Annotated in this window: 11 protein-coding genes and 4 tRNA genes; 7 read left to right on the forward strand and 8 right to left on the reverse strand. The window is 70.5% G+C overall.

Annotated features, from left to right (window positions below):
* The first annotated feature begins 56 nt into the window (after positions 1-56).
* The 3 genes from ACZ4A5_RS05355 (at position 57) to purM (ending at position 3648) form a co-directional block, all read left to right on the forward strand.
* The gene (locus ACZ4A5_RS05355; protein WP_467578611.1) at positions 57-851 is read left to right on the forward strand and encodes a maleylpyruvate isomerase family mycothiol-dependent enzyme; all 795 of its coding nucleotides are present in this window, start codon (positions 57-59) and stop codon (positions 849-851) included.
* Between the two features lie 144 nt (positions 852-995).
* The gene (gene purF / locus ACZ4A5_RS05360) at positions 996-2513 is read left to right on the forward strand and encodes an amidophosphoribosyltransferase (RefSeq protein WP_398869498.1); all 1518 of its coding nucleotides are present in this window, start codon (positions 996-998) and stop codon (positions 2511-2513) included.
* 40 nt (positions 2514-2553) lie between these two features.
* Entirely contained in the window at positions 2554-3648 is a 1095-nt protein-coding gene (purM, locus tag ACZ4A5_RS05365) for a phosphoribosylformylglycinamidine cyclo-ligase (RefSeq protein WP_467578613.1), read from the forward strand.
* 146 nt (positions 3649-3794) lie between these two features.
* Here purM and ACZ4A5_RS05370 read toward each other — a convergent pair whose 3' ends face one another.
* Together ACZ4A5_RS05370 and ACZ4A5_RS05375 are read right to left on the reverse strand one after the other, a co-directional pair.
* On the reverse strand, positions 3795-4055 hold the full coding sequence (locus tag ACZ4A5_RS05370; protein WP_116212691.1) for a DUF3073 domain-containing protein: 261 nt from the start codon (positions 4053-4055) through the stop codon (positions 3795-3797).
* Positions 4056-4431: 376 nt separating this feature from the next.
* Positions 4432-5544, reverse strand: a complete 1113-nt coding sequence (locus tag ACZ4A5_RS05375; protein WP_467578615.1) for a Leu/Phe/Val dehydrogenase — start codon at positions 5542-5544, stop codon at positions 4432-4434.
* A 203-nt stretch (positions 5545-5747) separates the two neighbouring features.
* Between ACZ4A5_RS05375 and ACZ4A5_RS05380 the strand changes: the two genes are divergently transcribed.
* Positions 5748-6596 (forward strand): DUF8083 family protein, encoded by an 849-nt coding sequence (locus tag ACZ4A5_RS05380; RefSeq protein ID WP_467578617.1) that lies wholly within the window; start codon positions 5748-5750, stop codon positions 6594-6596.
* A 498-nt stretch (positions 6597-7094) separates the two neighbouring features.
* The gene (gene bldC, locus ACZ4A5_RS05385; protein ID WP_003949541.1) at positions 7095-7301 is read left to right on the forward strand and encodes a developmental transcriptional regulator BldC; all 207 of its coding nucleotides are present in this window, start codon (positions 7095-7097) and stop codon (positions 7299-7301) included.
* Between the two features lie 462 nt (positions 7302-7763).
* On the opposite strand, the gene ACZ4A5_RS05390 is transcribed toward bldC, so the two are convergent.
* From ACZ4A5_RS05390 to ACZ4A5_RS05415, 6 genes are all read right to left on the reverse strand, one after another.
* Positions 7764-7982: a DUF6274 family protein gene (locus ACZ4A5_RS05390; protein WP_398869494.1), complete on the reverse strand. Its 219-nt coding sequence runs from the start codon at positions 7980-7982 to the stop codon at positions 7764-7766.
* 198 nt (positions 7983-8180) lie between these two features.
* Positions 8181-8255, reverse strand: a tRNA-Asp gene (locus ACZ4A5_RS05395).
* Positions 8256-8382: 127 nt separating this feature from the next.
* On the reverse strand, positions 8383-12330 hold the full coding sequence (gene hrpA, locus ACZ4A5_RS05400) for an ATP-dependent RNA helicase HrpA (RefSeq protein WP_467578619.1): 3948 nt from the start codon (positions 12328-12330) through the stop codon (positions 8383-8385).
* Between the two features lie 213 nt (positions 12331-12543).
* A tRNA-Phe gene (locus tag ACZ4A5_RS05405) sits at positions 12544-12617 on the reverse strand.
* Positions 12618-12640: 23 nt separating this feature from the next.
* A tRNA-Asp gene (locus ACZ4A5_RS05410) sits at positions 12641-12715 on the reverse strand.
* A 39-nt stretch (positions 12716-12754) separates the two neighbouring features.
* Positions 12755-12827, reverse strand: a tRNA-Glu gene (locus ACZ4A5_RS05415).
* A 158-nt stretch (positions 12828-12985) separates the two neighbouring features.
* Between ACZ4A5_RS05415 and ACZ4A5_RS05420 the strand changes: the two genes are divergently transcribed.
* Both ACZ4A5_RS05420 and ACZ4A5_RS05425 read left to right on the forward strand, forming a co-directional pair.
* Complete coding sequence (locus ACZ4A5_RS05420) at positions 12986-13336, forward strand: metallopeptidase family protein (protein ID WP_398869492.1); 351 nt, start codon at positions 12986-12988, stop codon at positions 13334-13336.
* Between the two features lie 139 nt (positions 13337-13475).
* A complete protein-coding gene (locus ACZ4A5_RS05425; RefSeq protein ID WP_467578621.1) occupies positions 13476-13991 on the forward strand; it encodes a hypothetical protein in 516 nt (171 codons plus the stop codon).
* Positions 13992-14346: the final 355 nt, after the last annotated feature.

Below are 14346 nucleotides of genomic sequence, written 5' to 3' on the forward strand. Positions count from 1 at the left end.
CCCGTCCGGGCGATGCCCGGTTGTGGCCGAGGGGCGGGCAGGGGAAAGATCCCCCCATGCCCACCGCTCAGCGCAAGCGCGCCCGGACCTATGACCTCGCGAGGACGCGCACGGCCGTCCTCGCGCAGCTCGACCATGTGCGTGCCGTCGTCGGGGCTCTCGACGAGGGCCGGTTCGCGCTGCCCACGCGGCTCGGCGACTGGACGGTACGGGAGCTGGTCACCCATATCGCCCTGGGCGTCCGCTCCGTCGGTGACGGGCTCGCGCAACCCGCGCCCCCGGCAAGGGAGATCACGCTCGCCGAGTGGCCGTTCGTCACGGCCGGCCACGCGGCGCGCGTCGACGCCTCCGTACGTGAAGTGGCCGCCTCCGAGGACCCCGTGGGCCTCCTCGACCGCGCGGCGGGCCGTTTCGCCGAACTGAGCTCCGGCGTGCCCGCGGAGCGCCTCCTGAACGCCCGCCCCGGCGCCATGCGCCTGGACGACCTGCTGGTCACCCGGTGCGTCGAACTCGTCGTGCACAGCGACGACCTGGCCGCCGCGCTCGGCGTGGGCATCCCCTATGACCGGCAGGCCCTGGCCGCCGCCACCCGCCTGCTGGCCGACGCGCTGGCCCTCAAGGCGCCCGGCGGCTCGGTGGAGGTCCGCGTACCGCCGTTCGCGGTCGTGCAGTGCGTGGAAGGCCCCAAGCACACCCGCGGCACGCCGCCCAACGTCGTCGAGACCGACCCTCTCACCTGGATCCGGCTCGCCACCGGCCGTACGGACTGGGCCACCGCCCTGGACGCCGCCACGGTCTCCGCGAGCGGTGAACGCGCCGATCTCACCGACCACTTGCCGCTGCTCACATGAGTGCTCATCCGAGCAGGGCCGGGCGATAACTCACCTGAGCGGAAAAGGTGATGCGCTGTGCGCGCCGGGTGGCTGTCCGTGGTGTGAGCCATCCCTGGTCATCCCCGGTTCGGATGAACCTCGCACCTGCCATAGACTCGAGGTGTGCCTCGTGGTGATGGACGACTCAACCACGACCTGCTCCCCGGCGAGAAGGGCCCCCAGGACGCTTGCGGCGTCTTCGGTGTCTGGGCTCCGGGTGAAGAGGTCGCCAAGCTCACCTATTTCGGGCTGTATGCCCTGCAGCACCGTGGACAGGAGTCCGCGGGCATCGCAGTGAGCAACGGCTCCCAGATCCTGGTCTTCAAGGACATGGGACTTGTCTCCCAGGTCTTCGACGAGACCTCCCTCGGCTCCCTCCAGGGCCATATCGCGGTCGGTCACGCCCGCTACTCCACCACCGGAGCCTCGGTGTGGGAGAACGCGCAGCCGACGTTCCGCGCGACCGCCAACGGCTCGATCGCGCTCGGCCACAACGGCAATCTGGTCAACACCGCCCAGCTCGCCGAGATGGTCGCCGCCCTCCCCAAGGAGAACGGCCGGGCCACCCAGGTCGCCGCGACCAACGACACCGACCTGGTCACGGCCCTGCTCGCGGGCCAGACCGACGCGGACGGCAAGCCGCTGACGATCGAGGAAGCGGCCACCAAGGTCCTCCCGGACGTCCAGGGCGCCTTCTGCCTCGTCTTCATGAACGAGCACACCCTCTACGCCGCCCGCGACCCGCAGGGCATCCGCCCGCTGGTCCTCGGCCGCCTGGAGCGCGGCTGGGTGGTGGCCTCCGAGACCGCCGCCCTCGACATCTGCGGCGCCACCTTCGTCCGCGAGGTGGAGCCCGGCGAGCTGATCGCCATCGACGAGAACGGCCTGCGGAGCTCCCGCTTCGCGGAGGCGAAGCCCAAGGGCTGCGTCTTCGAGTACGTCTATCTCGCGCGCCCCGACACCGACATCGCGGGCCGCAACGTCTATCTCTCCCGGGTGGAGATGGGCCGCAGGCTCGCCGCCGAGGCTCCCGTCGAGGCCGATCTGGTGATACCGACCCCGGAGTCCGGCACGCCGGCCGCCGTCGGTTACGCCGAGGCCAGCGGCATCCCGTACGGCACCGGCCTGGTGAAGAACTCCTACGTCGGCCGGACCTTCATCCAGCCGAGCCAGACCATTCGCCAGCTCGGCATCCGGCTCAAGCTCAACCCCCTCAAGGAGGTCATCCGGGGCAAGCGCCTGGTGGTCGTCGACGACTCGATCGTCCGCGGCAACACCCAGCGCGCCCTGGTGCGGATGCTCCGCGAGGCGGGCGCCGCCGAGGTGCACGTGCGGATCTCCTCGCCGCCGGTGAAGTGGCCCTGCTTCTTCGGAATCGACTTCGCGACCCGCGCCGAGCTGATCGCCAACGGCATGACGGTCGAGGAGATCGGCAAGTCGCTGGGCGCGGACTCCCTCGCCTACATCTCCCTCGACGGCATGATCGAGGCGACCACCATCGCCAAGCCGGATCTGTGCCGCGCCTGCTTCGACGGTGAATACCCCATGCCGCTGCCCGACCCCGAGCTTCTCGGCAAGCAGCTTCTGGAGACCGAGCTGGCCGGCGGCACGGACGCCGCCGACGCGCTCCGCCGCCCGTAACGCCCCCGTAGTACCGAACGACACGAAAGATCTCAACGTCATGTCTGCTGAATCTTTTGAGGCCGCTACGCAGCCGGGCACCGGTGCCAGCTACGCGAGCGCGGGCGTCGACATCGAAGCCGGTGACCTCGCCGTCGAGCTCATGAAGAAGTGGGTGAAGAAGGCCACCCGTCCGGAGGTCGTCGGTGGCCTCGGCGGCTTCGCCGGGCTCTTCGACGCGAGCGCGCTGAAGCGGTACGAGCGGCCGCTGCTCGCCTCCGCGACCGACGGCGTCGGCACGAAGGTCGACATCGCCCGCCGGATGGGGGTCTACGACACCATCGGCCACGACCTGGTCGGCATGGTCGTGGACGACCTGGTGGTCTGCGGCGCCGAGCCGCTGTTCATGACCGACTACATCTGCGTCGGCAAGGTCTATCCGGAGCGGGTCGCCGCGATCGTCAAGGGCATCGCGGAGGGCTGCGTCCTCGCGGGCTGCGCGCTGGTCGGCGGCGAGACCGCCGAGCACCCCGGGCTGCTCGCCGCGGACGACTTCGACGTGGCGGGCGCGGGCACCGGTGTGGTCGAGGCCGACCGGGTGCTGGGCGCGGATCGCATCCGTACGGGTGACGCCGTCATCGCGATGGCCTCCTCCGGACTTCACTCGAACGGGTACTCACTGGTCCGCCATGTGCTGTTCGACCGGGCGGGCTGGGAGCTGGACCGCGAGGTTTTGGAGTTCGGCCGCACCCTCGGCGAGGAGCTGCTGGAGCCCACCAAGATCTATTCGCTCGACTGCCTCGCCCTCACCCGCACGGCCGAGGTGCACGCCTTCTCGCACATCACCGGCGGCGGGCTCGCGAACAACCTGGCCCGGGTCATCCCGGCCGGGCTGCACGCCACCGTCGACCGCTCCACGTGGGCGCCCGGCGCGGTCTTCGACCTGGTCGGCCGACTGGGCGAGGTCGAGCGCCCGGAGCTGGAGAAGACGCTCAACATGGGCGTCGGCATGATCGCGGTCGTGCCGCAGGAGTCCGTGGACGTCGCGCTCGCGACCTTCGCCGACCGGGGCCTGGAGTCCTGGGTCGCCGGCGAGATCACCGAGCGCGGGGACCACACCGAGGCCGTGGCTCTGACCGGTGAGTACGCGAGCTGACGTGCACGGACCCACGGGTCCCGGGGCCGCAGGGCGCTCCGGGGCCGGTGGGTCACTGCCCGCGCGGGGCCGGGAGATCCGGCGCCGGGCAGCACAGAACCCGGTCCGTGGGCAGGCCCCGGACCGGGTCGGTGGGTGTTACGGCGTCAAGCGCGGCGACGGTATGTCGAGGAGTGATCGGGCGATTGCTCGTCCTCGTCCTCGTGGTTGTAACGCTCCGCATACTGGGCGTACGGATCGTCGTCCAGCTCATCGTCCTTGTCGAGCGGCTCGCTGTTCGGCGGCTGCTTCGTCGTCGGCGATGCGCCCAGCTCATTGGCCAGACGTGAGAGATCGGTCCCGCCGCTGTTGTACTTCAGCTGGCGGGCGACCTTTGTCTGCTTGGCCTTGGCCCGGCCGCGCCCCATGGCTCGACCCCCTCAGTGACGGGGCTCGACGGCCCCAGAGTCTTGACACGCGTTCACGTTCATGAGTCAGAGCGGACCCTCGGTGAGGTGTCCGGCCTGTAGGGCTTCAACGGTACCTGCTTCCGCGGCCATACGGTACGTCGCCCGCAGGACGTGCCACGTCGCACAACCCGTGGGGAGCCCTGTCCCCGCTGGTCAGCTGCGATTTTAACGTGTCTTGTGCGCCGACCCGCCGATGGGTGGTGAGGGATCTCTCCCTTTCTCCCCCCGTGGCCGGCCGGGGCGGTCCCTGTGGCAACCCTCCGACCGCTGTGCGGGGACCGGGCGCACGGCCGGGCCACGGGCCGTGACGGGCCCGTGGCTACCGGCCGGTAATTCAGCGGGTGCCCACAGGAGCGGCGGCGCGGGCCTCCGCCATGCGCTGCTCGGCGAGCCGGTCGGCCGCGGCGGCGGGCGGGATGCCGTCCGCCTTGGCGCGCTCGAATATGGCCAGCGTCGTGGCGAAGATCTCGGTCGCCTTGGCCTTCGCCCGGTCGAAGTCGAAGCCGTGCAGCTCATCGGCCACCTGGATCACGCCGCCGGCGTTCACCACGTAGTCCGGGGCGTAGAGGATGCCGCGGTCGGCGAGATCCTTCTCGACGCCCGGGTGGGCGAGCTGGTTGTTGGCCGCGCCGCAGACCACGGTGGCGGTCAGGGCGGCCACGGTCTCGTCGTTCAGCGCGCCGCCGAGGGCGCAGGGGGCGTAGACGTCGAGGGGGCTGCGCACGAGCACGTCGGCGGTGGCGACGGAGGTGACCCGCGGGTGCCGGGCGGTGATTCGCTCGACGGCCTCGGCGCGCACGTCGGTGATGACGACCTCGGCGCCGTCCTCGATCAGGTGCTCCACGAGGTGGTGTCCCACCTTGCCGACACCGGCGACGCCGACCCGGCGGCCGCGCAGCGTCGGCTCGCCCCACTGGGTCTGCGCGGCGGCGCGCATGCCCTGGAAGACGCCGTAGGCGGTGAGCACGGAGGAGTCGCCCGCGCCGCCGTTCTCGGGGGAGCGGCCGGTGGTCCAGCGGCACTCGCGGGCGATGACGTCCATGTCCTGCACGTACGTGCCGACATCGCACGCGGTGACATAGCGACCGCCCAGAGACGCAACGAATCGACCGTAGGCGAGCAGCAATTGCTCGCTCTTCACCGTTTCGGGGTCACCTATGATCACGGCCTTACCGCCGCCGTGGTCGAGCCCGGCCAGGGCGTTCTTGTACGACATGCCGCGGGCGAGGTTGAGCGCGTCCCGCACGGCCGCCTCGTCGGAGGCGTACGGATAGAAGCGGGTGCCGCCGAGGGCCGGGCCCAGGGCGGTGGAGTGCAGGGCGATCACGGCCTTGAGGCCGCTCTCGCGGTCCTGGCAGAGCACGACTTGCTCGTGGCCGCCCTGGTCGGACCGGAACAGAGTGTGGAGCACGTCATCAACGCCATTGGTGGGACGTACGTCAGTCACTGTGGTGACTCCATATGTCGCGGAGGTCGCCCTCCGGGGGTGGTGGAGGGCCGGTTGGGACGAGGGTAAGACCTGGGGGGCCGCGGGACGGGTCCGGTGCCGAGGATCACTCTCCCGGGGTGCGACGCCATGGGACGATCTGGACAGCACGGGGGAGTGCTGGGCAACTCCCCGGGGAGTCCGGGCGGTTCGAGGGAGCGGGTGTGGGGTTGGCGTCGTCGGTGACCGTCCCGTACGCGGCGTATCTGCGGGTCTACGAGCCCCTGGGCGCCTTCCCGGAACCCGAACGCGGCCACTGGGCGCGCTACGCCCGCCGCGAGTCGCTCCCGGGCGTCCAGGACGAACTCCGCAGGTCACTCGCCGATCTGCTGCCCACGCCTCCCGTGCCGGTGCCGGTGCACGAGAGCGGCGACGCGTTCGTCGCCTTCCAGGACGGGGTCCTGTGCGTCTGCCCCTGGCGCACCCGGCTGCGCGGCTGGCTGGCGCTGGAGGGGCTGGCCGAGAGCCTGCCCGCGCCGGTCCTGGACGCGGCGCTGCCGCCCGTGGTGCGCCGCCAGGCGGAGGCGGACTACGAGCGCTGGCAGCAGCGCAACCCCGACGCCCGGCCGTGGATCCGCACCGCGACCTGGCAGGTGCCGCTGCGCTGGTTCGTCCTCTTCGCGGACGAGGAGCGGGAGTACGGCAAGGGCTGCGAGCCGGGCCGGGACGGGCTCGTCCTGCGCTACCGCACGCCCATGGTGGAGGCCAGACGGCGGGTGGCGCGCGGCCTGCGGACGCTGAAGGACGCGATCGACGAGGGTCCGCTGATCGACGGCCTGGTGGACGTAGGGCGCTGGCTGGAGGAGTTCCACCCGCGCTCCCTGGTGGAGCTGGACTACGGCGGGCTGGTGCACATGGTGCCCGAGGCCGATCTCGCGGGGGACCACTCGGCCGGCGACACCGCCGAGGGGCTGGCGGCGCTGCGCGAGGGGGACGGCGCCCGGGCGGGCGAGGCGTACGAACGGCTGACGGAGCGTTGGAGCGCCGTGCGGAACCGTCAGTATGCGAACTGAAGTCCCATACCGGGGCTTGAGGGAAGGCCGGGGCTCCTGAGGCGGGTGCGGGGGACCTAGGTCCCGATCCGGGCCATTGCCGCAACCGTGACCTAACGCACTTACGTCAGGTCTTGCGCCCATCGCCCACCCTCGTGGCAAAATAGGACAAGGAGTCCGGGAAGGGCTCCTTCCGTCCAACTAAGGGCGGATAGATCGGTATTGCGCTCCTTGGCGGGTCTGATGACCCCTGATCCCGCTGTGACTGATCGTCACGGTGGCGTGACTGTCCGCTATGGCATGGTCCATCGGCTTCCGTCGAGGTTGAACACCTGAGAGGGCAATTCCATCGGTTTGGCCGACGTGGCTGGACAGATGGTGTAGTTGTAGTGCCGAGGACAAGCCGTTCGTCCTATAACCGACTCGGCCCGCGTCTGCCATTTCGGGCAACGCGGGTCAAGGTGCAGAATTTAGAGGAAAGAACCGACTCCAAGTCCGGTTCTCCCGAGGAGGCCGCTCATGACCGCTCGCACCCCTGATGCCGAGCCGCTGCTGACCCCGGCTGAGGTTGCCACGATGTTCCGCGTGGACCCGAAGACCGTGACCCGCTGGGCCAAGGCAGGCAAGCTCACGTCCATCCGCACGCTCGGAGGACACCGCCGCTATCGCGAAGCGGAGGTCCGCGCACTGCTGGCGGGCATTCCGCAGCAGCGCAGCGAGGCCTGAACAACCGTATAGCGCACTGCCGGGCGTTTTCCGGGGCCCCCAACCCGGTCTGACGCCCACAACGCACCACAGAGCTTCACACGACAGGGGGACCTGCCCCAACAGGTTCCTTGCCCACCGACTTGGGCGAGTCGTCGATCGCGCTGGACTCCGCCGGGTCCAGCGCGATCTTTTTGTATCCGGCCCCGGACCGTCCCCGAGCGCTCTCCGTCCGGCCTCCCGCGCGCGGCGCGGAGCGGACTCCGGTTGTCCGCTGGCCCCTTTCGGGTGAGGTGCAATTGCACATATTAAATTGACCCGTTGTAGGTGAGGGGTAAGTTCCGTCACTACGGAAAGTCTTTCGGTGACTCCCGTCACAGCGCAACGTGCTTGTCACTCACCGTGCTGCTGCGGTATTGGGCCGGAGGTCCAGGTGCTGCCTCAAGCCTCGCATCCGACTGCCCCCGGTGCAGCCGTCGTTGGTCACTCCTCGGCGGGACCTATGTCCTCGCCGGCCCCGGCGTCCCCCCGGGGCGCCCCGGCCGCCTCCTGGGCGAGCCGCAGGAGGCGGTGGCACACGGCGCAGTGCCGGGTCAGATGGCGATACCCCGAGGCGGCCGCCAGATGGGCGCGCAGCAGTGCCCTCGTCTCGTGCCGGATGATCTCGGTCCGCTTGGGCTCGGTCCGGGTGGTCGTCGTCATGGAGCGCAGCACCTCCACTGCCCTGGGTACCCCTGGCACGTGTCCCCGTCAAGGTCGGATGCGAAAAGGCCCGGATCCTCGGGGACGGGATCCGGGCTTCGAACGGCGTGCCGCGAGGGGGACTTGGCCCTGGCGTGAGGGCTGTCGCACAAGCAGCGGAGCCCGCATCCGGCGAGGATGCGGGCTCCGACTCTACTGCGGTCCTGACGGGATTTGAACCCGCGGCCTCCACCTTGACAGGGTGGCGAGCACTCCAAACTGCTCCACAGGACCTTGTGCTTTCCCGCTCTCGCGGTGCTGCGAGACAGACTCTACAGCAGGTCAGGGGGTGTGGTCGAACCCGCTCTCCGGCGGAGCGCGCGGGACGGTCCGGGAGCGCGCCCGGACCGCCCCGCGCGCCTCAGGGAGCCAGCTGATCGATGGCCTTCACGATCCGCTTGTCCGAGACCGGATACGCCGTGCCGAGGGCGTGGGCGAAATAGCTGACCCGCAGCTCCTCGATCATCCAGCGCACCTCGCGCGCCTCCCGCGGCACCGGCCTCCCCTTGGGGAACTGCTCCAGCAGCCAGGCGTACTCGTCCTGCATGTCCTTGACCTTCGCCATCCGCGCGCGGTCCCGCTCCGCGTTGGTGGGCATCTGCGTCAGCCGGCGGTCGGCGGCCACCAGATAGCGCAGCAGGTCCGGCAGCCTGCGCACGCCGTGCTCGGTCACGAAGCCCGGCTTGATCAGCGCCGCCAGCTGCTCCTTGACGTCCGTGAGGGACGGCACGAGCACCAGCGACGTCGTCGCCTTCAGCCGCCGCTCGCACGCCTGCCAGGCCGCCAGCACCTCCTGCACCTTGCGGATGGTGTCCAGCGTCGCGTCGACGATGTCGGCCCGCACCGCGTCGAAGAGCTTCCGGAAGGACTCCTCGTCCCAGGCCGGGCCGCCGCGCAGCGCGATCAGCTTGTCCGCGGCGCCGGCCACGCAGTCCTCGAAGAGGGCCGGGATGGAGCCGTGCGGATTCCGCGACAGGGCGAGCTTCTGCTGGTTGCTGAGCTTGTCCTGGGCGAATTTCGCGGGATTGGAGGGGAGGTTGAGCAGGATGAGACGGCGGGTGCCCCGCCACATCGCCTCCTGCTGCTCAACCTCGGTGTCGAAGAGCCGCACCGCGACCGAGCTGCCCTCGTCCACCAGCGCGGGGTACGCCTTGACCGGCTGCCCGGCCCGGCGCGTCTCGAAGGTGCGCTGGAGCGTCCCGATGGTCCACTGAGTGATCCCCGAGCGCTGCTCCGGGGCGCGCGCCGCGCCGCCCTCGCGCGGGGCCTCGGCGGCCTTCTCGAACGCCTTGGTGATCGCGGCCTGGGTCTTCGGCTTGAGGCGGATCCGCAGCGCCTCCAGGTCCTTGTCCTCCGCGATCTTGCGCTTGCGCTCGTCGACGATCCGGAAAGTGATCTTCAGGTGGTCCGGGACCTTGCCGAGGTCGAAGTCCTCCGCCTCCATCCGCACGCCCACCATCCGCTGGAGCTCGCGCGTCAGCGTGGTGGTCAGCGGCTCCTGGAGGGGCACCGCGCGGTCCAGGAACGCCTTGGCGTAGTTCGGCGCCGGGACGTAGTTCCGCCGGATCGGCTTGGGCAGCGAGCGGATCAGCTCGGTCACCAGGTCCTCGCGCAGACCCGGGATCTGCCAGTCGAAGCCCTCGGCCGAGACCTGGTTGAGCACCTGGAGCGGGATATGGACGGTCACGCCGTCCGCGTCCGCGCCCGGCTCGAACTGATAGGTCACCTTGAACTTCAGCCGGCCCTGCCGCCAGGAGTCCGGGTAGTCGTCCTTGGTGACCGCCTCGGCGTTCTCGTTGATGAGCATGGAGTGCTCGAAATTGAGCAACTCGGGCTCGTCCCGGCGCTTGTGCTTCCACCAGGAGTCGAAATGCGCGCCCGAGACGACGTGTTCGGGCAGCCGCTGGTCGTAGAAGTCGAAGAGCGTCTCGTCGTCCACCAGGATGTCGCGGCGGCGGGCGCGGTGCTCCAGCTCCTCGACCTCGCCGAGCAGCTTGCGGTTGTCGTGGAAGAACTGATGGTGGGTGCGCCAGTCGCCCTCCACCAGGGCATTGCGGATGAAGAGCTCACGGCTGGTCTCCGGGTCGATGCGCCCGTAATTGACCTTCCGCTGTGCCACGATCGGCACGCCGTAGAGCGTGACCCGCTCGTACGCCATGACCGCGGCCTGTTTCTGCTCCCAGTGCGGCTCGCTGTAATTGCGCTTCACCAGGTGCTCGGCGAGCGGCTCGATCCACTCCGGCTCGACCTTGGCGTTGACCCGCGCCCACAGCCGCGAGGTCTCCACCAGCTCCGCCGACATGATCCAGCGCGGCTGCTTCTTGAAGAGCGCCGAGCCCGGGAAAATCGCGAACTTGGCGCTGCGGGCGCCGAGGTATTCGTTCTTCTCGGTGTCCTTCAGGCCGATGTGCGACAGCAGGCCGGCCAGCAGCGACTGATGTACGCGGTCCTCCGGCGCGTCCTCCTCGGCGAGGTGGACGCCCATCTGCTTGGCGACCGTCCGCAGCTGGGAGTAGATGTCCTGCCATTCGCGTATCCGCAGATAGTTCAGGAACTCCGACTTGCACATGCGCCGGAAGGCCGACGACGACAGGGCCTTCTGCTGCTCGCGCACATAGCGCCACAGATTGAGGAAGGCGAGGAAGTCGCTCGTCTCGTCCTTGAACCGCGCGTGCTGCTGATCGGCCTGCTGCTGCTTCTCCGAGGGCCGCTCCCGCGGGTCCTGGATCGACAGCGCGGCCGCGATCACCATGACCTCGCGGACGCAGCCGTTGCGGTCGGCCTCCAGCACCATGCGGGCCAGCCGCGGGTCCACCGGCAGCTGCGCGAGCTTGCGGCCGAGCGGGGTCAGCCGCTTCTTGTGGTCCTTCTCCTTCGGATCGAGCGCCCCCAGCTCATGGAGCAGGTCGACGCCGTCCTTGATGTTGCGGCGGTCCGGCGGGTCGATGAAGGGGAACCGCTCGATGTCCCCGAGCCCGGCCGCGGTCATCTGGAGGATGACGGAGGCGAGGTTCGTGCGGAGGATCTCGGCGTCCGTGAATTCCGGCCGGGAGAGGAAGTCGTCCTCCGAGTACAGCCGGATGCAGATGCCGTCGCTCGTACGGCCGCAGCGCCCCTTGCGCTGATTGGCGCTGGCCTGCGAGACCGGCTCGATCGGCAGCCGCTGGACCTTCGTGCGGTGGCTGTAGCGGGAGACGCGGGCGAACCCGGGGTCGATCACATAGCGGATGCCCGGCACGGTCAGTGACGTCTCGGCGACGTTCGTCGCGAGGACGACACGGCGGCCGGAGTGGCGCTGGAAGACCCGGTGCTGCTCGGCGTGCGACAGCCGCGCGTACAGCGGGAGGATCTCCGTGGACCGCAGCTTCTTCTTCTCCAGCGCGTCCGCCGTGTCGCGGATCTCCCGCTCGCCGGAGAGGAAGACGAGTATGTCCCCGTCGCCCTCCCGCTGGAGCTCGTCCACCGCGTCGCAGATCGCGGTGATCTGATCGCGGTCGGCGTCGGTGGAGTCCTCCTCCAGCAGCGGGCGGTAGCGCACCTCCACCGGATACGTACGGCCGCTGACCTCGATGATCGGCGCGTCGCCGAAGTGCCGGGAGAAGCGCTCCGGGTCGATGGTCGCCGAGGTGATGACGACCTTGAGGTCGGGGCGGCGCGGCAGCAGCTGGGCGAGGTAGCCGAGGATGAAGTCGATGTTGAGGCTGCGCTCGTGCGCCTCGTCGATGATGATCGTGTCGTACTGGCGCAGCTCGCGGTCCGTCTGGATCTCGGCGAGCAGGATGCCGTCCGTCATCAGCTTGACGAGGGTGTCGCCGCCGACCTGGTCGGTGAAGCGGACCTTCCAGCCGACCGCCTCGCCCAGCGGCGTCCGCAGCTCCTCGGCGACCCGCTCCGCGACCGTGCGGGCGGCGATCCGGCGCGGCTGGGTGTGGCCGATGAGGCCCCGGACGCCACGGCCGAGCTCCAGGCAGATCTTGGGGATCTGCGTGGTCTTGCCGGAGCCGGTCTCGCCCGCGACGATCACGACCTGGTGGTCGCGGATCGCCTCGAGGATGTCGTCCTTCTTCTGGCTGACCGGCAGCTGATCGGGGTAGGTGACCGCGGGCACGGCGGCGCGCCGCCGCGCGATGCGCCCTTCGGCCTGCTCGATCTCGGCCGCGATCTCGGCGTGCACGGCCGAGCGGGCCTCGGGCTTACGGATCCGGCGGGCGCCTTCCAGCCTGCGACCGAGCCGCTGCGCGTCGCGCAGGGAGAGCTCGGACAGGCGCGCGGCGAGGTCGGCGGTGGCGGAGGCAGGCTGCGTAGACATACGAACCCCAGGATCGCACCAGCCGCACGAAACCGGCGAACCGATTTCCGCCGGGAGCGGGGGCGGGGGCGGACGGGGGCGCGCACGCCTGGGCGGCGGGCTTCGCGGAGGAACGGGGCGTGCGACACCGGCGCGCCCCGGGAAAACAGTGAGCCGGGAAAAGATGGGCCGGAAAAACACTGAGCCCCCCATCCGAAGACGGGGGGCTCACCGTGGCTGGGGCCGGGGTCGAACCGGCGACCTTCCGCTTTTCAGGCGGACGCTCGTACCAACTGAGCTACCCAGCCACGCGATTCGCGAGGAATCGCAGCGGTCCTGACGGGATTTGAACCCGCGGCCTCCACCTTGACAGGGTGGCGAGCACTCCAAACTGCTCCACAGGACCTTGCTATGTGCGAGCACTAGTCTCGCACATGATCAAGCGTGCCCCCAACGGGATTCGAACCCGTGCTACCGCCTTGAAAGGGCGGCGTCCTGGGCCACTAGACGATGAGGGCTGATGGCCCACCTGGGCGCTTCGCAGCGCCTCGGGGACGTGAGAAGCATATGGGATGGAAGGAGATAACGCCAAAACGGTTTGCCGACCGTCCCTCGCGGCGCCCCGCGGCCCCCGGGACCACGGCATGAAGCGCGCGCGTGGCGGACAATGGCGAGCGTGCTGGAGATGACGCGCGAGGAGTTCGAGGAACTGGTCGCCGAGGCCCTGGACCGGATCCCGCAGGAGCTGACGCGGCTGATGGACAACGTCGCGGTGTTCGTGGAGGACGAGCCCCCGGCGGAGGACCCGGAGCTGCTCGGCCTCTACGAGGGGACGCCGCTGACCGAGCGCGGCGAGTGGTACGCGGGCGTCCTGCCCGACCGCATCACCGTCTACCGCGGCCCGACGCTCCGGATGTGCGCCACGCGGGAAGAGGCCGTGCACGAGACGGAAGTGACGGTGGTTCACGAGGTGGCCCACCACTTCGGCATCGACGACGCGCGGCTGCACGTGCTGGGTTACGGGTGAGCCCTGGGGGACCGGTGGTGTGCCCGGCGGTGCGCCCGGGGCGGGAGTGAGCGGGTGGCGGCGCGCCGCGCGTGTCCTGCGCGGGGCGGGGCCAGTTGGGCAGGGCGCCTGTCCCACGCACCCTAAGGCGGTCCCCTCCATGCCTCCCTCTCCCGCTCAGACAGCCGCCACCCGGATCGCGGCCGTGGCCGTCGCCGCCCTGGCCCTCGGGGGGTGCATGAGCGTGAGCGACCCGGAGCGGCCCGCTCCGTCGGCGGGCTCGGGCAAGCAGCGCGACGCGCGGCCGGAGCCGGACGGCGGGGTGCGGATGCCGGGCAGCCGGCCCGGCCGTACGGACGCGAAGGCCGCGCGGGGCGCGAGCGGCAGCCCCTCGGCGAAGGGCGCGTCCGGCGGCGCCTCGTCCGCCTCGCCCGCCGACGATCAGGCGCAGGAGCCGGCGGCGCCCGCCAAGCCGGGCAAGCCGGGCGGCAAGTCCAAGCCGCCGGCCGGGCAGGGTTCCGGCACGGGCCCCACGCAGGGCAGGACGCCCCCGCCCACACAGACGTCCCCGCAGCCGCCGAGCAGCTCCGTGCCCCAGACCCCGGCGAGCTCGCCGCCCGTCTCCTCGCCCCCGCCCGCGCCCCAGCCGGGCCCGCAGGCCGGGCCTGTGGCCTAGGTCATGTGCTCGTGCGCCGTCGCCGTGGTGGCGGACCGGCGGGGGCGGTGCCGGGAGCGGCGGAATCGGTTCTGTGCGGCCCTCGGGACCCTCCCGGGGGGTGCCTCGCCGCAGGCCGCACCGGGCCTGCGCCTGACGGTCCGCCGCGGCAGGGCGCGCCGGAGTGGCCTGGGCCATTCGGGGGGCGGGTTGCGCGCAGGGGGGATGGGTGCGTATGGTGGTAGATCGTTTGATCCCATTTGCCCGGCGCCTGACAGAAGCGCGCCGTGTGGCGCGTTCCTTACCTTGCCGTGGCTGACCGCATCGAGGCGGTCATTTGTGAAGCCGACACGGAGCTTGGGCGCGTGCCGAAACT

The sequence above is a fragment of the Streptomyces sp. NPDC025618 genome (assembly GCF_055558795.1).